Annotated in this window: 17 protein-coding genes; 9 read left to right on the forward strand and 8 right to left on the reverse strand. The window is 63.6% G+C overall.

The genetic code is table 11. The features are described from left to right. Positions 1 to 4: 4 nt before the first annotated feature. Genes EEB12_RS23245 through EEB12_RS23255 form a run of 3 tightly spaced genes read right to left on the reverse strand, consistent with a single transcriptional unit; the run spans position 5 to position 4,442 of the window. The gene (locus EEB12_RS23245; protein WP_070795889.1) at positions 5 to 1,477 is read right to left on the reverse strand and encodes a carboxylesterase/lipase family protein; all 1,473 of its coding nucleotides are present in this window, start codon (positions 1,475 to 1,477) and stop codon (positions 5 to 7) included. Further along, a complete protein-coding gene (locus EEB12_RS23250; protein ID WP_019744769.1) occupies positions 1,474 to 3,003 on the reverse strand; it encodes a carboxylesterase/lipase family protein in 1,530 nt (509 codons plus the stop codon). The genes EEB12_RS23245 and EEB12_RS23250 overlap by 4 nt, the downstream gene beginning before the upstream one ends. A gap of 29 nt (positions 3,004 to 3,032) precedes the next feature. Continuing rightward, positions 3,033 to 4,442: a dihydrolipoyl dehydrogenase family protein gene (locus EEB12_RS23255; protein WP_141488579.1), complete on the reverse strand. Its 1,410-nt coding sequence runs from the start codon at positions 4,440 to 4,442 to the stop codon at positions 3,033 to 3,035. 82 nt (positions 4,443 to 4,524) lie between these two features. On the opposite strand from EEB12_RS23255, the gene EEB12_RS23260 reads away from it, so the two are divergent. After that, complete coding sequence (locus EEB12_RS23260) at positions 4,525 to 5,277, forward strand: SDR family oxidoreductase (RefSeq protein ID WP_141488580.1); 753 nt, start codon at positions 4,525 to 4,527, stop codon at positions 5,275 to 5,277. Next, positions 5,277 to 6,599 (forward strand): NAD(P)/FAD-dependent oxidoreductase, encoded by a 1,323-nt coding sequence (locus EEB12_RS23265; RefSeq protein WP_003946361.1) that lies wholly within the window; start codon positions 5,277 to 5,279, stop codon positions 6,597 to 6,599. Before EEB12_RS23260 ends, EEB12_RS23265 begins: the two co-directional genes overlap by 1 nt. Before the next feature lie 3 nt (positions 6,600 to 6,602). On the opposite strand, the gene EEB12_RS23270 is transcribed toward EEB12_RS23265, so the two are convergent. Continuing rightward, complete coding sequence (locus EEB12_RS23270) at positions 6,603 to 7,106, reverse strand: hypothetical protein (RefSeq protein WP_019744765.1); 504 nt, start codon at positions 7,104 to 7,106, stop codon at positions 6,603 to 6,605. Positions 7,107 to 7,230: 124 nt separating this feature from the next. On the opposite strand from EEB12_RS23270, the gene EEB12_RS23275 reads away from it, so the two are divergent. The 3 genes from EEB12_RS23275 to EEB12_RS23285 are packed head-to-tail and all read left to right on the forward strand — an operon-like array spanning position 7,231 to position 9,338. Further along, entirely contained in the window at positions 7,231 to 7,707 is a 477-nt protein-coding gene (locus tag EEB12_RS23275; protein WP_020908655.1) for a MarR family winged helix-turn-helix transcriptional regulator, read from the forward strand. Between the two features lies 1 nt (position 7,708). Continuing rightward, a complete protein-coding gene (locus EEB12_RS23280; protein WP_134999838.1) occupies positions 7,709 to 8,560 on the forward strand; it encodes an ABC transporter ATP-binding protein in 852 nt (283 codons plus the stop codon). After that, positions 8,520 to 9,338, forward strand: a complete 819-nt coding sequence (locus EEB12_RS23285; RefSeq protein WP_141488581.1) for an ABC transporter permease — start codon at positions 8,520 to 8,522, stop codon at positions 9,336 to 9,338. Before EEB12_RS23280 ends, EEB12_RS23285 begins: the two co-directional genes overlap by 41 nt. 13 nt (positions 9,339 to 9,351) lie before the next feature. Here EEB12_RS23285 and EEB12_RS23290 read toward each other — a convergent pair whose 3' ends face one another. Continuing rightward, positions 9,352 to 9,795 (reverse strand): helix-turn-helix domain-containing protein, encoded by a 444-nt coding sequence (locus EEB12_RS23290; protein WP_019744761.1) that lies wholly within the window; start codon positions 9,793 to 9,795, stop codon positions 9,352 to 9,354. Positions 9,796 to 10,698: 903 nt separating this feature from the next. On the opposite strand from EEB12_RS23290, the gene EEB12_RS23295 reads away from it, so the two are divergent. Further along, complete coding sequence (locus EEB12_RS23295; protein ID WP_141488582.1) at positions 10,699 to 11,511, forward strand: FAD:protein FMN transferase; 813 nt, start codon at positions 10,699 to 10,701, stop codon at positions 11,509 to 11,511. 1 nt (position 11,512) lies between these two features. Here EEB12_RS23295 and pgi read toward each other — a convergent pair whose 3' ends face one another. After that, positions 11,513 to 13,168: a glucose-6-phosphate isomerase gene (gene pgi, locus EEB12_RS23300; protein WP_141488583.1), complete on the reverse strand. Its 1,656-nt coding sequence runs from the start codon at positions 13,166 to 13,168 to the stop codon at positions 11,513 to 11,515. A gap of 92 nt (positions 13,169 to 13,260) precedes the next feature. On the opposite strand from pgi, the gene EEB12_RS23305 reads away from it, so the two are divergent. Beyond that, complete coding sequence (locus tag EEB12_RS23305) at positions 13,261 to 14,715, forward strand: NAD-dependent succinate-semialdehyde dehydrogenase (protein WP_181447538.1); 1,455 nt, start codon at positions 13,261 to 13,263, stop codon at positions 14,713 to 14,715. A 74-nt stretch (positions 14,716 to 14,789) separates the two neighbouring features. Here the strand turns inward: EEB12_RS23305 and EEB12_RS23310 are convergent, their stop codons facing one another. Then, positions 14,790 to 15,116 (reverse strand): chorismate mutase, encoded by a 327-nt coding sequence (locus tag EEB12_RS23310; protein WP_021332296.1) that lies wholly within the window; start codon positions 15,114 to 15,116, stop codon positions 14,790 to 14,792. A gap of 316 nt (positions 15,117 to 15,432) precedes the next feature. On the opposite strand from EEB12_RS23310, the gene pcrA reads away from it, so the two are divergent. Continuing rightward, positions 15,433 to 17,934 carry a DNA helicase PcrA gene (gene pcrA / locus EEB12_RS23315; protein ID WP_141488584.1) on the forward strand — a complete coding sequence of 834 codons (2,502 nt, stop codon included), beginning with the start codon at positions 15,433 to 15,435 and terminating at the stop codon, positions 17,932 to 17,934. 78 nt (positions 17,935 to 18,012) lie between these two features. Here the strand turns inward: pcrA and EEB12_RS23320 are convergent, their stop codons facing one another. Continuing rightward, positions 18,013 to 19,035 carry a M23 family metallopeptidase gene (locus EEB12_RS23320; protein WP_020970357.1) on the reverse strand — a complete coding sequence of 341 codons (1,023 nt, stop codon included), beginning with the start codon at positions 19,033 to 19,035 and terminating at the stop codon, positions 18,013 to 18,015. 232 nt (positions 19,036 to 19,267) lie between these two features. Between EEB12_RS23320 and EEB12_RS23325 the strand changes: the two genes are divergently transcribed. Then, on the forward strand, positions 19,268 to 21,109 hold the full coding sequence (locus tag EEB12_RS23325; protein ID WP_258537187.1) for a hypothetical protein: 1,842 nt from the start codon (positions 19,268 to 19,270) through the stop codon (positions 21,107 to 21,109). The last annotated feature ends 132 nt before the right edge of the window (positions 21,110 to 21,241 follow it).

Here is a 21,241-nt window from a genome sequence, read left to right on the forward strand (position 1 = left end):
GGCTTCAGCGTCGGTGCTCGTAGCCGATCCAGGCGCGTCGACGCTCACCCATCGGGTCGTTCTCCACTCTGGACGTCTCGTCGAAGATCATCGTTTGCCGCTCCGGGACGGAGTAGGCGGGCCAATCCTGGTCCGGCACTCCGTGTCGGGCGAAATGGATCCAGTGGCGCTGCACGGTGGAGGTCACCGCGGCCAGTCCGCGACGTCCACCGACCGCGGTCAAGGCCGCGGTGAGTGCATCCGAACGGCCGAAGACCGCAAGCAATTCGGTGGCATGGGTAGCGCCCATGCCGATGAGTCTGAGCAGGCGAGGCGCAAAATCGTAGCGGTAACTGTAGGTAGGAGCTACCGGGCAATGGCCCTGTGCGCACAGTATTGCCGGTTCCCAGAAGGTGATGTCGCCGCCGAGATCGGCGGCAGCGAAACGATGCGGATACGTGGGATACGCCGCGAGCGCACGTGCTTTCACTTCAGGGGTGGTGTGGGAGAACATCTTCTCGATCCGAACCGGGTTGGTAGGCAAGATGTCGAGAACGCGCGGAAAGATCCGCCCCTCATGGAGATTCGAACCGACGAGCAGCGGAACGGGGTGGGCCCGTCCGGCGGCGAACACGTCGAGCGGGTGTTCGGGAAGAATGTCGTCACCCACTACAGGGGCGAATGCCCGTGTTCCGGGTTCTTCGTCCGCGCCGCGTCGCGCAAGTTCTTCGCCGCCGTCGACCAGTTCCTTCACCGAAGCGGAGCGCAGCCACGAGGCAGGATCGGTTTCCGGTGCGTCTGCGATCTCGAGGAACTCGCGCGCCCATCGCTGCGCTCGATCCTTTCCGTATGCCGAAGCAGCTGGCGGACTTTGAGCAATGGCCCGAGCAAACAACCCTCGGGCCGCGGGCGTTGCCATCAGAGTGGTGACAGCGTTGGCGCCGGACGATTCACCGAAGACGGTGACGGCGTTCGGGTCGCCACCGAAAGAGGCGATGTTGCGCTGGACCCACGTCAGCGCGGCGATCTGATCGCGCAATCCGAGGTTCGTGTCGAATGATTGTTCAGCAGTGGAATACTCACTGAAATCGAGGTAGCCCAACGCGCCGAGACGATATTGGATCGAGACGTAGACGATGTCGCCACGTTCGACCAGGCTCGTTCCGCGGTACATGGGCGTCGACGGATTCCCGCCGTTGTACGCGCCGCCGTGAATGAAGACCATGACCGGTCGCAACGAATCCGACGGTACCTGCGGGGCCACGACATTGACGAAGAGTGAGTTCTCGTCGAAGTTGCTCTTGCGCTGCGGAGACGGAGAGCCGAATGCTTCCGCCGGGCGGACACCATTCCAAGCCTCGACCGGCTGTGGTGCGCGAAATCTCCAGCGGCCGGTCGGGGCCGCTGCGTAGGGGATTGCTCGCCAGGTGCGCAGTCCTCGATCGAGGCGCCCGCGTACGACCCCGGAATCGAGAGTGATCTCGAGGGGGCTCGTCACGGTAGGGAGATGTCGGTGCCGTGGCTACGGTAACCGCTGTATCCCGACCAGGCCAAGCGTTGTTCACGTCTGGGATCGTTCTCGACGCGGACGATCTCGTCGAAGATCATGGTCCTACGCTCCTGCGCGTCGTAACGCGGCCACGACCCACGCGGCGAGCCGTGCTTGGCGAAGTGAAGCCAGTGTCCCTGAACGGATTCGGTGACTGCGCGCAGTCCGCGCCGACCGCCGGGAAGGGTGAGGCCGCGCCCGACAAGGGTGTCGCCGATACCGAAGACCGCGAACATCTCGAAACCGTGAGTGGCGTCGAGGCCGAGCCAACGCATCATGGTCGGCGCAAAGTCGAATCGGTAGGCGTACGTCGGCGCCGATTGTGCGTGAGCCTGCATCAACTCCACTGAAGGGTGCCAGAACGTGACGTCTCCACCGACATCGATCGCGGACTGCTCGTCGGGATAGCCGGGATAGGTTGCGAGGATGCGCTTTCCGGCCTCGGGATCGGTGAGAGCGAACATGGTGTCGATGCGCGACGGGTTGGTCGGGAGTGCGTCGAGCACCTTCGGGAACAGCGTTCCCTCCCGTCTGTTGGTGCCGATGATCATCGGAACCTGGTGTGCCGATCCTTCATTGACTGCGTCCAAGGGGGAGCGCGGCAGGAAGTCGCCGTCGACGACCGGACCGAAGGGATGTAGTCCAGGCGTGTTCGCCAGTACCTCGGCACCGAGTCTGCTGCCTGCTCGGCCCAATTCGACGGCAGTCGCCGAGGTCAAAGCCTTCGCGGGCGGTAGACCGGAATTGAGGATCTCGACGAAACGCGCGCCCCAGGCGTGCGATCGCTGCGTGCTCGAGACCAGATCAGGAGCCGAACTCTCGGCGATCGCACCAGCGAACAGTCCTTTGGCAGCCGGAGTAGCCATCAAGGTGGTGACGGCAGTGGCTCCGGCGGATTCACCGAAGATCGTGACTTTTTCAGGATCCCCACCGAAGGCAGCGATATTGCGCTGCACCCATTGCAGGGCCGCGACCTGATCGCGCAGTCCGAGGTTGGAATCGAATGCCCGCTCGGCCGTGGAGAAGGGTGTGAAATCGAGGTACCCCAGAGCACCGAGGCGGTAGTTGATCGAGACGTAGACGATGTCGCCGCGTTCGACGAGGGACACACCGGAGTACAAGCCGGTAGCCGAGGTCCCGATGGTGTTTGCCCCACCGTGGATGAAGACCATGACCGGAAGCGGGGTGTTACCGGCGTTCGCTGGAGCGAGCACGTTGAGTGTCAGACAGTCCTCGCTGCTCGGCTGGTACTTCCCGGGCGAAAGCAGCAGCCCCTTCTTGTGCTGGACCGAGGCGTCGCCGAACCTGGTCGCGTCGCGTTCTCCGGTCCATGGTGTGACCGGCTGCGGCCGCGTCAGACGCAGTGTTCCGACCGGCGGCCGGGCGTAGGGAATTCCGCGCCAGGCACGAAGTTTTCCCACCCGGCGGCCGCGTAGGGTGCCGTCGGCCGTGGTCACAAGTATGTCGGACGCCATGTCGCGACTATACGTACTTCGGGATCGCGTCAGCGGCGAGCCTCCAGCAATCGAAGCCAGACCTCACTGACCGTCGGATACGAGGGCACCGCATGCCAGAGAGTTTCGAGTGGGACGGCGCCGACGACCGCGATTGTCGCCGCGTGCACCAGTTCGGATACTTCGGGCCCGGCAAAAGTAGCGCCGAGGATCACGTCGGTGGCCTTGTCGATGACCAACTTCGCGCGCCCGGAGTAGTCGTCGCGCAACAGCGAGGATCCTGCGACGGCCAGTTCGATCTCCACGACTTCGACGTCGTAGCCGTCGTCGCGAGCTTTCTTCTCGGTGCGTCCCACCCAGGCGATTTCGGGTGAGGTGAACACCACCTGGGGGACCTGTCCGTTGTCCGCCGACGCCGTGTACCGAGGTCCCCTGAGTCCGCGGCTCTCGGCCCGCGCGGCGATGACGTCTCCGCAGACTCTCGCCTGATACTTGCCCATGTGGGTGAGGGGAGAGCGACCGTTGATGTCTCCGACGGCGTAGAGCCACTCACCTTGGGCACAGAGGTGATCGTCAGTGGTGACGTACTTGCCGTCCTCGAGGCCGATGACGGACAAGCCGAGATCGGCAGATGTCGGACCGCGGCCCGCCGCGACGATGACCTCGTCGACCTCGATCACACCGGAAGAGGTCTCGATGCTGACGGGTCCACCGTGGATGTGGCCCTCACCGGTGTCCTTGGCGTCGGGTCGCGACACCGAGTTGACGGCGGTGCTCAGTCGAACGTCGACGCCGCGGGCGCCGAGTGCTTCGGCAACCATCGTTCCGGCAAACGGTTCTGCCGATTTCAACAGAGCATCGCCTCTCACGAGCAGTGTCACGTGAGCGCCGAACGACGACAACCACGTTGCGCACTCCGTTGCGACGACTCCGCCGCCGATGACCGCCACCCGCGACGGAACCTCGTGGAGATTGGTCGCATCGCGCGACGTCCACGGGAGTGCTTCACGCAACCCCGGCGTCTTCGGGACAGTGGCAGTTGTGCCCGTGGCGAGTACGACGGCTTGGCGGGCGCGGAGCTCACGGGTCCCGTCGACGGTCACAGCGCGCTCGCCGTCGATCACCCCGTGGCCTTTGATCACGGTGATTCCCGCGGAGGTGGCCCAGTCGACCTGGGACGAATCGTCGTGGTCGTGGGTGAACGAGTCGCGGCGCTTCAGGACGGCCTCGACGTCCAGCGGTCCGGCCGGGATCCCGGGCAAAGCGTCGGACGCCTCGAGGACCTGCCCCGGGCGCAGTAGCGCCTTGCTGGGCATACAGGCCCAATACGAGCATTCACCGCCGACCAGTTCGTGTTCCACGATTGCGGCGGTGCGATTACTTCCGGCGATGGCGTACGCGGCGGCGTTCTCGCCGGCGGGCCCACCGCCGATCACGATGACATCGAATTCGTCGGTCATGCCTCCACGGTATGTCGGATCGGTCCGAGTTCGCTCGGTTACCGCCGGGTACGAGAACTCGAAGATGGTTACAGTTGCACCCATGACGCGGCAGAAGATTTTGATCACCGGTGCCAGTTCGGGTCTGGGTGAGGAGATGGCCAGGAGATTCGCCGCGGCCGGTCGCGACCTCGCGTTGTGTGCCCGGCGGACGGATCGTCTCGACACGCTGCGTGGGGAGCTGGTGGCGCAGTACCCGTCGATCAGCGTCGCAGTGCGCGAACTCGATGTGACCGAACACGATTCCGTCGTCCGGGTTTTCGGTGAGCTGCGCGACGAGTTGGGTGGCCTGGACCGGGTGATCGTGAACGCCGGGCTCGGCAAGGGCGCCAAGATCGGCACCGGAAAAGCGCACGCGAATCTTGCAACAGCGCAGACGAATTTTGTCGGCGCGCTGTCGCAGTGTGAAGCTGCGCTCGAGATCTTCCGCGCGCAGGACGCCGGACACCTGGTTCTCGTGTCCTCGATCAGCGCGGATCGGGGGCTACCAGGGCCAAAAGCGGCCTATTCGGCAAGCAAGGCCGGGGTAACGGCTCTGGGTGAGGCGCTCAGTATCGAGTTGGCGCGCACACCTATTCGCGTCACCACCCTGCTGCCGGGCTTCATCAAGACCGACATGTCCGCCGGCGCCGGCGACGACGCAGCGCTCATGGCCAGTTTGGACGAAGGCGTCAGTGCCATGGTCGACGCCATCGAGAAGGAAACCACCCGAGCGGCGCTACCCGGCCTCAAGTGGCAAGGGATAGATGCGGCCCTACGATTCCTGCCCAACTCCGTGACAGCGAGGTTTGTCTGATGAGCATCCACATCTCGAACGGTAAGCCCCGAGTAGTGATCGTCGGTGGCGGCTTCGGTGGACTGTACGCAGCGAGACGACTCAAGAAGGCCGACGTCGAGGTGGTTCTGATCGACCGAGGGACCAGCCACGTCTTCCAGCCACTGCTCTACCAGTGCGCCACGGGTCTGCTCTCCGAAGGGCAGATCGCAAGTCCGTTGCGTCATCTGCTCGAGGACAACAAGAACACGAACGTCGTTCTGGGCGAGGCCAAGTCGGTGGACGCGGACGCCGGAATACTGACTGCCAGTCGCTTCGACGGGTCGACCTTCGAATTGCCGTACGACTACCTGATCGTGGCGGCTGGAATGCGCCAGTCGTACCACGGTCAGGACGAGTTCATCAAATGGGCGCCCGGCATGAAAACCCTCGACGACGCTTTGGCGATCAGACGCAGTCTCATTGCTGCGTTCGAGATGGCCGAATCGCTCCCGACAGCGGAAGAACGTCGACCGTGGCTGACATTCGCCGTGGCGGGCGGCGGACCCACCGGCGTCGAATTAGCCGGACAGATCCGCGAATTGGCAATGCACGCGCTCACAAACGAGTTCCGGTCCATCGACCCGGACGAGGCAAGGGTACTGCTTTTCCACGGCGACGATCGGGTGCTCCCTTCGTTCAGTCGCAAGCTCTCGGCCGCCGCCAAACGTACTCTCGACGGGATCGGCGTCGAGACTCACCTCGGCGTGCACGTCACCGACGTGTGCGAGACCAGCATCGAGACGACGGACAAGAAGACAAAAGAGAAGCGGCAGTACGAGACCCGCACGATTCTGTGGACCGCGGGCGTCGAAGCAGTGCCGTTCGCCGAGGCACTGGCCACGGCGCTGGGTGTGAAGCAGGTCGGCGGTGGCCGCATCGAGGTGGAAGCCGATCTGACCGTTCCCGGCCACCCGAACGTCTACGTGGTGGGCGACCTCATGTCGCGGGACAAACTTGCCGGGGTGGCCGAGGTCGCGATGCAGGGTGGTCGGCACGCCGGTGCCCGGATCGCTGCAACCGTGGAAAACGGAGTGCCCAGCCGAAAACCGTTCAAGTACCGCGATCTTGGAACCGCGGCCTACATTTCGCGACGCCACGCGTTGCTTCAGGCAGGGCCGGTCCAGTTGTCCGGGTTCATCGGATGGGTGTCATGGGGAATCATCCACATCGCGTTCCTCGCGGGGTTCCGCAATCGCGCCAGCACGGTGCTGAACTGGGGCGCAACCCTGGCGTCGAAAACGCGTCGGGAACGGGCAATCACGTACGGCGACCCCGAAACCGCGCGGCAGCCGTACAACTGAGGGTTACTCAGTCTTGAACACGGGGTTTCCGGCGGCGTCGATCATCCACCACAGGCTGCCGACGCTCTGTCCGAGCATGTCTCCGGGAACCTTGTCGTCGAGGTACCGATAGACGGGCTTGCCGTTGACGGTGATCTGGAAAGATCCTTCAGGCCCGTCGACAGTGTCGATGACGGCGTCGATTCCTTCGACGATCGGCGAATCCGTGACCGAGGTGACCGCCGGCCAGTAACGCAGGCACGCTTCGTCGCACGACCCGGCTTGTGAGTTCTCCTCGTCCGGGTTGTAGACGTAGACGGTCATGCCTTCGCCGTCGACGGCGATCGTCCCGAGTGGGGAGTCGGCGGTCTTCAGCAGGGGTGCATCAGCGGCGGCGGGTGGCGACAGCGACGTCGCAATGGCAGTGACGTTGTCTGCGCTGTCCCCGGAATCGAGGGCGTCGGGCGAGCAACCGGTGAGGATCAGGGCGCTACTCGCAACCGTCGCGAACAACCACTGTCTGCGCATGACGTCTCCGTTCTGGGCGGGAGTGCTCGGGACAAGCAATCGGGGATACCCGTTGCGGACGAGCTGAAAACGCCGGGCGTCCGGATTCCTCGACAATAGCTCTGTTACAGAGCTATTGTGAGGTGTGGATGAAATCGGAGCAGATCACAGGCTTTCGGATGATGTCCTGGAGACGCTCGGGCAATTGCGTCGAGGCACGAGGAAGGCATCGGGGCGACCGTTTGCAGAACGACCGCTCGGCGGCGCCCAAATCGAACTCGTCAGGCTGCTACGGCGCAACCCGGGTCTGTCGGTGGCTGAGGCTGCCGGGCGATTGGGTGTCGCGGCAAACACGGTGTCCACCCTGGTTCGGCAGCTCGTCGACGATGGAGTGATCGAACGGGTTGCCGACGAGGCTGATCGACGCGTCGCGCGATTGGTCCTCTCGGACGAGGCGCGCGCCCGCGTCGAAGTGTGGCGTGATCGCCGGAGTGTGATTGTCGGTCAGGCATTGTCGAGTCTGACCGGAGAAGACAGGGCGAGGATCGAGGCTGCGCTACCAGCCCTGTCGCGATTGGCGAGCGCTCTGGCAGCAGCCGGATCAGAAGGTGAGGGGCAGTGAGATGCTGACACAGTGGTGGAAGAGCCGAGCGGCAGGTTCACCCGACCCCGGCGCACACGCGGTCGAGATCGACTCGGTTACATACAAGTTCGGCGACCACCGCGCGGTGGACAGCCTGAGTCTGGTCATCAACGCGGGGGAGTGCTTCGGCCTGCTCGGTCCCAACGGTGCAGGAAAGACTACGACGATCAGATTGCTCAACACGTTACTTCCTCTGCAAGACGGTGATATTCGGATTCTCGGTCGCTCAGTTCGTACCGAGGCGATGACCATTCGGCGCTACCTCGGGTACGTGCCACAACAGCTCTCGATCGAAAGCGCATTGACCGCACGCGAGAACGTGACCTGGTTCGCGAGACTGTACGACGTTCCGCGGTCCGAACGACGCGAGCGCGTCGACCAGGCGCTCGAGATGGTGGACCTGCTCGATTCAGGTGATCGTCTGGCGTCGAGTTTCTCCGGCGGTATGGTGCGACGTCTCGAACTTGCGCAGGCGCTGGTGAACCGACCGTCGTTGCTGGTACTCGACGAACCGACGGTGGGGCTGGATCCCATTGCCCGCGAATCCGTCTGGCAGCGAGTGGCGGAGATGCAGAAGCAGTACGGCATGACTGTGCTGCTCACGACGCACTACATGGAAGAAGCCGAGGAGCTGTGTGATCGTGTTGCGTTGATGCATCACGGTGAACTTCGAGCGGTGGGCGAGCCGAGCGCGTTGGCCGCCGAACTGGGGCCGGAGGCCACTCTCGAAGACGTGTTCCGTCACTACACCGGCGACGATCTCACCGGCGACAAGTCAGGAGGTCTCCGCGATGTCCGCAGTGCCCGTCGCACAGCGCGCCGCTTGGGCTGATCCCACTACCAACGGTTTCGCTCGATTGCTCTCGAGAACTTACACATTCTGCCTCGTGGAAGTTCAGAAGTTGCGGCACGACCGATCTGAATTGGTCACGCGCGCAATCCAGCCGATCCTCTGGTTGGTGATCTTCGGCCAGACGTTCAGTCATATCCGAGCGATCCCCACTGGCGACGTACCGTATCTCGACTTTCTCGCGCCCGGCATCATTGCGCAGTCCGCTCTTTTTGTTGCGATCTTCTACGGAATCCAGATCATCTGGGAGCGTGACGCGGGAGTCCTCACCAAATTGATGGTCACGCCGACGCCGCGCGCAGCATTGGTGACAGGTAAGGCATTCGCCGCCGGGATCCGCGCAGTCGCCCAGGCAATGGTGGTCGTCATCGTGGCGGCGCTGTTGGGGGTGAGTATGACGTGGAACCCGCTCAAACTGCTCGGGGTCGTATTGGTCGTTGTCCTGGGTTCCGCGTTCTTTGCCTGCTTGTCGGTCGCGATCGCGGGAATCGTGCTCAAACGAGATCGATTGATGGGCATCGGGCAGGCAATCACCATGCCATTGTTCTTTGCGTCCAACGCGCTGTACCCGGTCGAACTCATGCCGACGTGGGTTCAGTGGCTCAGCCGCATCAACCCGCTGAGCTACGAGGTGTCAGCACTACGCGGTCTACTCATCGGAATGCCGACCAACTATGTCGTCGACTTCGGCGTGCTGATCGGGGCAGCGCTGCTCGGAATCGTCACAGCCTCGGCACTATTGGGCCGCTTGACTCGCTGATCTTCGCACTGGATCAGTCACGAGTGAACGGTGGGGCGTACGTGCTGCAATCCGGAGGTACGGCCGGGAGTCCTTCGGACGAGCGAAGTTTCTCCGCAATCGACGAGAGTAAGTCCTGCGATTCAGGGGAGAGATCGACCGCTTTCATAGCCAGAGAACGCAATTCGCTGTCGTGGAACTCTTCGACAACCGAACGGTCTTCTTCCGGAATCAGTTCGGGATCTTGGCGAGGCGTCGGGCCGAAGAAGTACTCTGCTGCTACGCCGAAGTAATCGGCCAATGCCAAAACGACTTGCTCTGACGGATTTGTGCGCACACCGCTCCGGAGCTGAGAGAGGTACGGTGTCGAAATCTTGCATCCGCGTTGTGAAAGGGCTTCCACAACTTGTGCGTTGGTGAGTCTCGGGGCTGTGGCCGGGTACAAGGCGTTCAAGCGGTCCTTGAATGAATCGGTCACAATTCCTCCCTCGAGCGTGACCCAGCGTCACAGCTACTTCGCAGTTTTCACATAGTAGACGACACGGTTATTCTGGACTCCGGTCGAAAGTCCTTTCACCTGCGGATATTTGGCGCGGAGAGATTCCAAAGACTTTGTAAAGTATGTGATTTACGCCGCGTACTGACCGTTCGTTTTGCCAACGGGCGTGCAGGTGGCGTATAAGCAAAATGTCGGTGGTTACGCCGTTGTGCTGCAGGTTCTTTCGGCCGGTCCTATGTAGCTGCGTCGATGCATTGTGGCCCTGTCTGTAACGTGCGAGCGCTGCCGCCGGGCGCCGGGCGTCACTCTCTCCGGCGGTTGGCGCGCCGCGTGTTCGGAACTCTTTCTCGGTGCTCTGCTCGACGCTCGCACGTAGTGATGGGCGCGTATTTTCTCGGCAGTCGAGAGTGAGCGGGCAGGTGTGTCGACCTGTCGAAAGTGGCGCGCGTCGAAAGCGGCCGATTGGTATGTCATCGACGTTGGAACACAGTGCTTCTCGTCAGTCGCCGCTATCTCCTGCGGTGATATCAGCGTCGCCCGGACGTGTTTTGCGGCAGACGGAGCTCGAGGCGCAGCGTCCCGGCACGACATGTCGAGCGTCGCCTCTGCGTCTTTCGGATCGGAATAGCCCGCTGCGCCGGTAGTAGTCGACGCCCGTCGACATCGGGTGCGTGTCAGGACCCTTCGAAGGACTACGCGGCTTGCACACAGAGGGCGACAGTCCGGGCGGCAATTCTGTCGCACAGATCTACCATCAGCCCCTGCCGTGCGCTGCTCCTCCTGCAGGATGCGTGCCTCGGCCTCGGAAGCGGCTTATGGCACGGGGCTTGCTGACCGGCGCATACTGGTTACAACGCGGTGTGTTCGAAGGGCAGGACTGACATGGTCAGTGTCGAGAAGTGGGCGATGTGGGATTCCGCCGTGGAGGTGGATGTCACCGAAGGCGCTGCGCTGCCCACTGCGCACGCGTTGATCGCAGCTGCCATCGACGAGACCGAGGCGGTGTGCGACCTTCGCCGGGGCGACGCCGAGATTCACGCCGTCAACCTCGCTCAGGGAACTCCGGTCAAAGTGACTCGGCGCATGTCTGCTCTCTTGCGGTCGGCGCTGTGGGCGGCTCGTATGACCGGCGGCGCAGTCAATCCGCTTGCCGACAACTACTCCGAGGACGAGTCCATCCCTCCGGTCCACCCGACCCCGACGTTCGAGGACGTACAGCTCGACGGCGACGTGGTGTACGCGCCCTGGGGTGCGTCGTTCGACATCACCGGAGTTGCCAAGGCAGACACCGTCGATCGCGCCGCGCAGATCGTGGCTGCCGAACTGCAATGTGGTGTTGCCGTACGGATCGGCGAGGTGATCGCCACGGCCGGCCATGCACCGGCCGGTGGCTGGCAGATTCCGGTGCCGGGCAGCGAAGAAGTCGAACTGATCAACGGAACCGCGATGGCGACGGCGCGGGCGGTAGAGCTGCCCTCCTGGGAGCCGAACCAGGAGCGTCCCTCCACGGAATGGGCGCAAGTCTCGGTGATAGCGGACGACGCGGTGTGGGCGTACGCCGCGAGCGAAGCAGCGTTGATCCGGGGTATCAGCGCCATCAAATGGGTTGAACAGCAAGAGCTTCGCGCTCGGCTCGTCGACCGATCCGGACGTGTGTACGCGACGGAGAGTTGGTTCGGCCCTGCTGCCGCGTGAATCAGGCCCGTCCGCGCTCCTTGCGGTACCAGTGCACGAGTGCGTCGGTGGACGTGTCGCCGAGGTCGCCGGGTGCCTCTTCGGAGGAGAGTGCAGGTCCCAGTTCCAGTGCCTGCGTCTTGCCGAGTTCGACGCCCCACTGATCGAACGGATTGACACCCCACACAGCACCTTCGACAAATACCTGGTGCTCGTAGAGTGCGATCAACTGACCGACGACCGAGGGCGTCAATTCCTTGGCCAGGATGGTGCTCGAAGGCCGGTTGCCTGGCATCACCTTGTGCGGCACCAACTCCGGGGCCGTGCCCTCTGAAGCGATTTCTTCGGCAGTCTTGCCGAAGGCGAGAACCTTTGTCTGAGCGAAGAAGTTACTCATGAGCAGATCGTGCATGGATCCGGTGCCGTCCGCCGTCGGCAGATCGTCGGTGGATTCCGCGAAGCCGATGAAATCGGCGGGCACGAGCCACGTGCCCTGATGCAGGAGCTGATAGAACGCGTGTTGGCCGTTGGTTCCCGGCTCGCCCCAGAAGATTTCACCGGTGGACGTGGTCACCGGTGAGCCGTCGGCGCGAACCGACTTGCCGTTGGACTCCATAGTCAGCTGCTGCAGGTACGCGGGAAAGCGCAACAGGTCGTTCGAGTAGGGCAGCACTGCGCGGGACTGAGCGCCGAAGAAGTTGGAGTACCAGAGTCCGATGAGTCCGAGGAGAACCGGCGCGTTCTGCTCGAGCGGTTGGTTTCGGAAGTGCGTGTCGATCTGGTGGAAACCGTCGAGGAATTCGGCAAAACGAACGGGTCCGACGGCGCACATGACCGACAGTCCGATCGCCGAGTCGACGGAGTAGCGCCCGCCGACCCAATCCCAGAATCCGAACATGTTCGCGGTGTCGATGCCGAACTCCGCCACGCGATCACCATGGGTGGAGACTGCGACGAAATGCTTGGCTACGGCCGAGACGTCTTCGCTGCCCAGACCGGCGAACAGCCAACGCTTGGCCGCCGTCGCGTTGGTGAGCGTCTCGAGGGTGGAAAACGTCTTGGACGCGACGATGAAGAGGGTCGTCTCCGGATCGAGGTCGTCGAGCTGCCCGACCAGGTCGACCGGGTCGATGTTGGAGACGAACCGAACGCTGATCCCAGCGTCCGCGTAGTGCCGTAGCGCGCGATAGACCATCACGGGCCCGAGGTCGGAACCGCCGATGCCGATGTTGACGATGGTGCGGATGCGCTTGCCGGTGGCGCCGGTCCACTCGCCACTGCGCACACGGTCCGCGAAAGCGCCCATCGCGTCCAGAACTTCGTGAACGTCCGCGACGACGTCCTGACCGTCGACGGTCAGAGCAGAATCCTTCGGCAGACGCAGTGCTGTGTGCAGCACGGCTCGGTCTTCCGAGCTGTTGATGTGATCGCCCGCGAACATCGCGTCGCGTCGTGCCTCGACGCCGGCCTCGCGGGCCAACTCGACGAGTAGCGCGAGAGTCTCGCGGCTGACGCGATGCTTGCTGTAGTCGATGTGAAGATCACCGGCGTCGATCGCCAGCTCTCGCCCGCGGGCTGGATCGTCCTGGAAGAGTTCTCGCAGGTGAACGCCTTCGATGTCGGCGTAATGAGCGCGCAGTTTCTGCCAGGCTGAGGTTCCGGTGATGTCAGTGCTCACGATCATCGACTTTAGTGGCACAAGCTGGAAACTTCCGCGTGAGTCTCGCTGGCGGGCAGACGGACGCGGCTCCGACGAGCATCATGGAACCCATGGACACATTCGAATTCATTCGATCAGTTCCCACCCAGTTGTTCGTCGGCGGCCGGTTCGTGCCCGCGGAGAACAACGCGACCTTCCCGGTGGCGGATCCGGCGACCGGAAAATCGTTGACCGACGTCGCCGATGCGAGCCCCGCGGACGCGCTGCGCGCTCTCGACGAAGCCGTGGCCGTCTCGTCGAAGTGGGCGAGCACACCTGCGCGCGAGCGTGGTGAAATTCTGCGAGCCGTCTTCGAGAAGATCACCGAGCGCGCCGAGGACGTGGCGCTGCTGATGACCCTCGAAATGGGCAAGGCACTCGCCGAGAGCCGTGCCGAGGTCAAATACGGCGCCGAGTTCTTCCGGTGGTTCAGCGAGGAGGCCGTTCGCATCGGCGGGCGCTACACGCCGGCGCCGGCGGGCAACGGCCGGATCCTTGTCACCAAGGCGCCGGTCGGACCGTGTCTGGCCATCACTCCCTGGAATTTTCCGTTGGCGATGGGCACCCGCAAGATCGGACCGGCGTTGGCCGCCGGCTGCACGATCATCGTCAAGCCCGCCTCGGAGACCCCGTTGACGATGCTGCTGCTCGCTCAGCTCATGGCCGAAGCAGGGCTGCCCGACGGAGTCCTCTCGGTGTTGCCGACATCGAAATCCGGTGAAGTGACCGGCCCTCTCATCGACGACCCTCGACTGCGCAAGCTCACCTTCACCGGGTCCACCGGCGTCGGCAAGATGCTGGTGGAGAAGTCCGCGAAGCGATTGCTCCGCACGTCGATGGAATTGGGTGGCAACGCGCCCTTCGTCGTGTTCGACGACGCGGACGTCGACAAGGCAGTCGAGGGTGCGGTACTGGCCAAGCTCCGCAACGGAGGCGAAGCCTGCACCGCCGCCAACCGGTTCCATGTCGCCAACGCCGTGCGTGAAGAGTTCACGACCAAGCTGACCGAGAAGATGGCGGCGTTCACGATGGGACCGGGTACCGACCCGGAGACGAAGCTCGGCCCGCTGATCAACCAGAACCAGCTCGACACGGTCGCAGAGTTGGTTGCAGATGCGGTGGATGCCGGGGCGAAGGTTCGACTGGGCGGCGAAGCGCCAGGTGGTGAGGGGTACTTCTATCCGGCCACGGTGTTGGCCGACGTTCCGGCGAGCGCGCGGATACTGAAGGAAGAGGTGTTCGGACCCGTCGCCGCGATCACCGGCTTCGACACCGAAGCCGAGGGAATCGCGGCCGCCAACGACACCGAGTTCGGACTGGCCGCGTACATCTTCACGAGGGATCTCGACCGTGCGCTTCGGGTCTCCGACGCACTGGAATCAGGAATGATCGGCGTCAACCGCGGAGTGATCTCGGACGCGGCAGCGCCGTTCGGTGGTGTGAAGGAATCCGGATTCGGCCGCGAGGGCGGGACCGAGGGGATCGAGGAATACCTGAACACGAAGTACATCGCGCTCGAGAACTGATGCACACACGAACGGCTACATCGGGACTGCCAGAGGCATCCGATGTAGCCGTTCGCAAGTGATCTGGGTGTGCGCTAGTGGCCCAGGCGTCCGCGGCCCAGGCGCAGGAGCAGCATCGCGAGGGTGTGGCCTTCCTGGCCCAGCTCGTTGAACCGTTCGAGGACCTTCATCTCTCGGCTGTGCACCAGACGCGGACCACCCGATGCCATCCGGGTACGGCCGATGATCTGGGAGACCTCGGAGCGGCGTTTGATGGCCGCGAGGATCTCGGCGTCGAGACGGTCGATTTCTTTCCGGAGCTCGTCGATCTCCGCCTCACTCTGGGGGATCTCGACGTCTGTCGGAGCAGTATTTACACTATTTACAGTATTTCCATTGGGGGCTGCAGCCTGGGTGCTCATTGCTATTCGTCTCCTCTTCCTACTGCGTGGATCGTGGTCTCGGCTCGGGTCGTTACCGATCCAGGCACACTGACGAAAATGCCCCGGATCCGATTCGGACCAGGGGCGGGTGAGCTGTTCAGATCACGTGCACCGAGGTCCGGGGCACGTAAAGTAACGCCACAGCGGGCCGACGGGGTCGGCCGTGTTGTCGCGAACGGAAATGCTGAACATGGCGTCCAGTTTGCCATGCTCGACACAGGTAATCCAAGTGCCTCTACCAGCAGGTGGACGCACTGACGACCGTGTCGGTGGACGCCGGTAGCGTGGACAGGCGATGAACACGTACCCAGCACTCGGTGAGCACGACGGACATTCCCAGCACGACGGGGGCGGCGCGCGGGGACATGGCGCGGGTTCGGACGCCCTCCTCGAGGGTCTCAACCCGCAACAGCGCGAGGCCGTGGTCCATGCCGGTTCGCCGTTGCTGATCGTCGCGGGCGCCGGCTCGGGCAAGACGGCAGTACTGACGCGTCGCATCGCCTATCTGCTGGCCGAACGGGGTGTCACCCCCGGTCAGATCCTGGCCATCACGTTCACCAACAAGGCTGCGGCCGAGATGCGCGAGCGTGTGGCAGCCCTTGTCGGACCGCGTGCCAACGCCATGTGGGTATCGACGTTCCACTCCAGTTGCGTGCGCATCCTGCGAGCACAGGCGGCGCTCCTGCCCGGTTTGAACTCGAATTTCTCGATCTACGATTCCGACGATTCGCGTCGACTGCTGACGATGATCTCGAAGGACCTCGAGCTCGACACCAAACGATTCTCCGCGCGGCTTCTCGCCACTCACATCTCCAACCTGAAGAACGAACTCGTCGGACCGGAAGAGGCGGTTGTCGCAGCCGATCAGGATCCGGCCGAACTGCCGCGACTGATCGCCAAGGTCTACGGCCACTACCAACAGCGGTTGCGTGCGGCGAACGCACTCGACTTCGACGATCTCATCGGTGAGACCGTTGCGCTTCTCCAGGCGTTTCCCCAGATCGCCGAGTACTACCGCCGCCGCTTCCGTCACGTGCTCGTCGACGAGTACCAGGACACCAACCACGCGCAGTACATGCTGGTGCGTGAACTGGTCGGCGGTGCCGGAGAGTCCGACCATGCCGTTGCCCCGGCCGAATTGTGCGTCGTCGGTGACGCCGATCAGTCGATCTACGCATTCCGCGGAGCCACTATCCGCAACATCGAAGAGTTCGAACGCGACTACCCGGACGCTCGGACCATCCTTCTCGAACAGAACTACCGTTCGACGCAGAACATTCTGTCTGCGGCCAACTCCGTGATTTCCAAGAACACCGGCCGACGTGAAAAGCGTCTGTGGACCGATTCGGGTGAAGGTGAACTGATCGTCGGCTACGTTGCAGACAACGAGCACGACGAAGCATCTTTTGTCGCCTCGGAGATCGATCGGCTGGTGGACCAGGGCGAGACCAAGTTCGCCGACATCGCGGTGTTCTACCGGACCAACAACTCCTCACGCGCGCTCGAGGAGATCTTCATTCGACTCGGAGTGCCGTACAAGGTGGTCGGCGGCGTTCGCTTCTACGAGCGAAAGGAAGTTCGGGACATCGTCGCGTATCTGCGCGTCCTCGCCAACGAAGACGACACCGTGAGCCTGCGACGCATTCTCAACACGCCACGACGCGGTATCGGTGATCGAGCCGAAGCCTGCGTCGCCGTGCACTCCGAGCATCGCAACATCAGCTTCGCCGCCGCACTGCGCGACGGCGCGGAAGGCAAAGTGGCGCTGCTCAATACGCGGTCACAGAAGGCCATCGCGTCGTTCCTCGAGATGATGGACGGGCTGCGGGCCCTGCTGCCGACACCGGCCGCCGACGAGGACGAACCCTTCGAACTCGGTGACATCGGTGAGGTCGCCGAGGCAGTGCTCGAGCGAACCGGCTACCGCGCCGAGCTTGCGGCCAGCAGCGATCCACAGGACGGCGCGCGACTCGACAACTTGAACGAACTCGTCAGCGTGGCAAGAGAATTCAGCTCCGACGCACGAAACGCGGCCGGGCTGATCGATCCGGACGACGAGGAAACCGCAGCAATGCGTGAAGGCGAACCCGATCCGGGTTCGCTCGCCGCCTTCCTCGAACGGGTATCACTTGTCGCCGACGCCGATCAACTGCCGGACTCCGACGACGGCGTCGTGACGATGATGACGCTTCACACCGCCAAGGGCCTCGAGTTCCCGGTCGTCTTCGTCACCGGTTGGGAGGACGGGCAGTTCCCGCACATGCGCGCCCTCGGTGATCCGGCAGAGCTGTCCGAAGAGCGTCGACTCGCTTACGTCGGCATCACCCGTGCCAGGCAGCGCCTGTACCTGACGCGCGCGATCATGCGTTCGGCTTGGGGACAACCGATCCAGAACCCGGCGTCGCGGTTCATCCAGGAGATCCCGGAGGACCTGATCAATTGGCGCCGTGAGGATCCGGGCACCGGTGGTGGATTCGGAAGCGGCAGGCCGGGTTACGGCAGCGGAAGCCGATACGGCAGCCAGGGCGGCCAGGGCGGCCAGGGATACGGTGGCGGGCAGAACTACGGGGGAGGGTCCGGCAAGGCTGCGTCGACTCCCAGTTTCGGTGCCGCGCGTGGCCGCAACAACGTTCTGGTCCTTGCCACGGGTGACCGCGTCAGTCACGACAAGTACGGTCTGGGCACCGTGTTGGAAACCAAGGGCACCGGACCCACCGCGACGGTCACCATCGACTTCGGTAGCGCGGGCAAGGTGCGGTTGATGCTCATCGGCGGTGTGCCGATGGTCAAGCTGTAGAAGACAGACAAAAAGCTTCCGGCCCGTACCTGGAAAGGTGCGGGCCGGAAGTTTTTGTCAGAAGCGTTGGGCTTGCGGTCAGTCCTGCTCGATACCGAGGCTGATGCCGCGTGATGCGAGCCAGGGGAGGGGGTCGATCTTGTTCTCGCCGGCGAGGTGAACCTCGAAGTGAAGGTGGGGGCCGGTGGAGAAGCCGCGGTTGCCGACAGTGGCGATCTGGTCGCCGGCCATGACCTGCTGACCGACGGTGACGGTGGACGTGTCGATGTGGCCGTAGACGGTGATCGTTCCGTCTGCGTGCTGTAGGCGTACCCACATGCCGAATCCGGAAGCCGGACCTGAATCGATGACCTTGCCGTCGGCGACTGCGACGATGGGCGTCCCGATCGGGGCGGCGATGTCGACGCCGGCGTGCAGGGTGCCCCAGCGGGTGCCGAAGTTGGACGTGAACGTGCCGACTGCCGGCAGGACGAACAGCGGGCGACGGGCAGCTGCTTCGCGTGCTGCGCGCTCGTCACTGAAACGCTGGCCCTTGGCAAGCAGGTTGCTGAACTGGGAGAGGTCGGTCGGTGCTGCGACGTTGAGGACCTGGGGAGCGTCGGCCTCGGTGGTGGCTGCCGTGGAGGTGGCCGGAGCGAACTGAGCGGCCTGCGGTTCTGCGGTGGTGCCGATCGCGGAGGACTCGTTGGCGAGTGCAACTTCCGAGTGGTCGGCGGCGGAAGAGGAACCGTCGTTGACAACTGCCTGGCCCGCGGCGACAACTGCGCCGGCTGCAACTGCCAGAACGGCGGCGCGGCCCTTGAGAGCAGAGGGAGGGGTGGGGAGTCGGTGAGCACCGCTGCGGCGAACCGGAGATTCGACATCGACTGTCGGTGCGGAGGAGGCGTAAGTGGGGGTGCTGATCACGTCGGACTCGACGAACTCGTGAGAGTCGGAATCTGACGACGTGGAGGATGAATTTCGAGTGAACATATCGGTAGAGATCTCAGAACTTTTGGTCTCGGTGTAACGCCTGGCCGAGTGCGTTGGATAAGTGGTCGTGACCTCGTCTGGAGCTGAGTTCGAGAACCTACTAGCGGTGAACTGGCTGCGGTGATGCATATGCCGGTTCTCTCCTCGAGTTCGTGATCAGCCCGTGACTTAGACCGACTGACGGTAACGAAATGATTGCGATGGGCGCAAGCCGTAGCGGAAACCTGTCCGATTATGTGACGTGCCTCACAGCTTGACCTGGGAATATGTCGATACGGGCAAAACGGACGAATCATCTCGTTTCGTGATCACGCGTGTCACAACCGGATCACCGGTCCATTCAGGCACTACCGTCGATCGAGTGTCCACAACACCTGGAACTACGTCGCAGGCGCGTTTCGACGACCCCGGAGTGAAGTCCGGGGCGCCACTCGCGGCGGTAATCGGGCTGCTCGGTGCCGTCGGAGTGGCAGCCAGTCCCGTCGTCGGAGTCGGGAGTGGCCGCGGGGTCGACACGACGGGGGCTCTTGCTTCTGCCGCTCTCTTCGCGGCCGTCTGCACGATCATCGTGCCGTTGGTTGCAGTGCTCACCTCGGGCCGCAGGCCTGCCTTGGCCGGTGGACTCCTGGCCGGTATCGGAGCGGTGTCGCTCGGAGCGGCGATTCTCGACGTCCAGTTGTTCGTCGACGCAATCGATGCAAACCGCTTGGACCTTTTCCGTCCGATTTCGGCGGGTTCGATCGATGCGGGTTCTGGCGCTTATCTCGCGCTCGCGGGACACTGCATTCTTGTCCTGTCCGGGGTGCTCGGACTTGTCGCCGTCCATCGTGAATCGGAACGGGACGGATACGGCAGCGCTCGCGCCGCGGAATTCGACGGGCGATCGGTTGGCGGACGGATCGGCGCGTGGCCGACAGCGCTGCTGATTCTGGCCGCAGTGGTGTTCGTGCTCTCCCTGTTCGGGCCGTCCTTCAGTTCGCAGGATCCGATCTTTCTGGTCAAACCGCTCGTCGACTCGGTGTCGGCCACTGCCGTCGGTACAGGATTGGTCGGCGTCGCGGTGCTCGTTGCGGTCGCGGCGGCATTGACGTCCATCTCCCTACCGGTGGGCTGCGGCGCCCTGATCGGTGTCGGCCTCGGCGCACTCGCAGTCAGTGGAACCAGGGTGGTGGCTGGGTTCGCGGCCGGCGATCGGATCGGCGTCGGTTCGGGATCCGTGGTCGGGGCACTGGCCGCCGTGGTCATCGTCGTGATCGGAGTTTCAGCGCCTTACCTCGCATCCAGGCGTGAAACGGATGCGATTCCCGCTGAAAGTGTGGTCCGCGCGCCTGCGAAGACAACAAAGGGTGCGCTCAAGGCGGCGATGGTGGCTCAGTCCCGGGCGGCGCAAGCGCGGGTGAACAGACTTCACCGCGTTGCCGGTACCGCCGCAATCATCACTGCGGCTGTTGCGGGCGTCGGCTCGGCTTTGCCTGTCCTGTCGTTGCCGGATGGAATCCCGGAGCCGTCGATGCTGTCGTCTCGAGTTGTCCTGCTCGCGGCTGCCGTATTGCTCCTCGCCGCGCTGGGCCTGTTTGCCCCGGGCCGCGCCGCCGTGGTGCGTCCGGCCGTCGGAGTGCTGTGGACCACCGTCGTGATGGGCGTCGCGGCTGTCATGCAGTCGGCGGTCATCGCGACGGACGTACCAGGCGTCGGGTTAGGTGCCGGCGCCTTCGTGCTTTGTGGCGCGGCTCTCCTCGCTGCGGCGACGGGACTGCTCGTCTGGCTGGCGGGAAGCGCAGAACGTGAAGACGTCGACACGTCGGTAGACGGAGGTTCGAGAGGGCTGGTGCTTCTCGTCGGTGGGATCGGCGCAGTCGCAGTCCTGATCGGGACCGCGCTTCCCCTCTATCGGGGTGACGCCTACACAGCGGCGTCAGTTCTGGAGTGGCCGTGGGGAATTGACGTCTGGGGGCAACTGCTCGTCGGCGTCACCGTCGTGATCGCCGCTGCGATCGCAGCGTCTGCGCGGCCGGCTCGAGGCGCGGCATTGCTGATCGGATCTGCCGTGGCAGCTCTGGTGTACGTCAGTGAGTGGCCGCTCACGTCATCGCGCATATCGGACGCAACCGTGGGGGTGGGTGCGATCACAGCGGCCACGGGCATAGTGTTGCTTCTCGTTGCAGCGTTCTCGAGCGCAAGAATCAGTGAGACTGATGCTTGACAAATTCGGTGTGGCCACCTTGCTCGATCGGTGAGGCGTGCCTCATTGCGCATTTGCGCGTGACTTGGGCCACATAGCATCAGTGCGGGCGCAAACCGAACGCGGCAACTGGTTAAAGTCCAGAACAGACCC

Origin of the sequence: Rhodococcus sp. WS1 (assembly GCF_003797745.1) — a bacterium.
Lineage (GTDB): Bacteria > Actinomycetota > Actinomycetes > Mycobacteriales > Mycobacteriaceae > Rhodococcus_F > Rhodococcus_F erythropolis.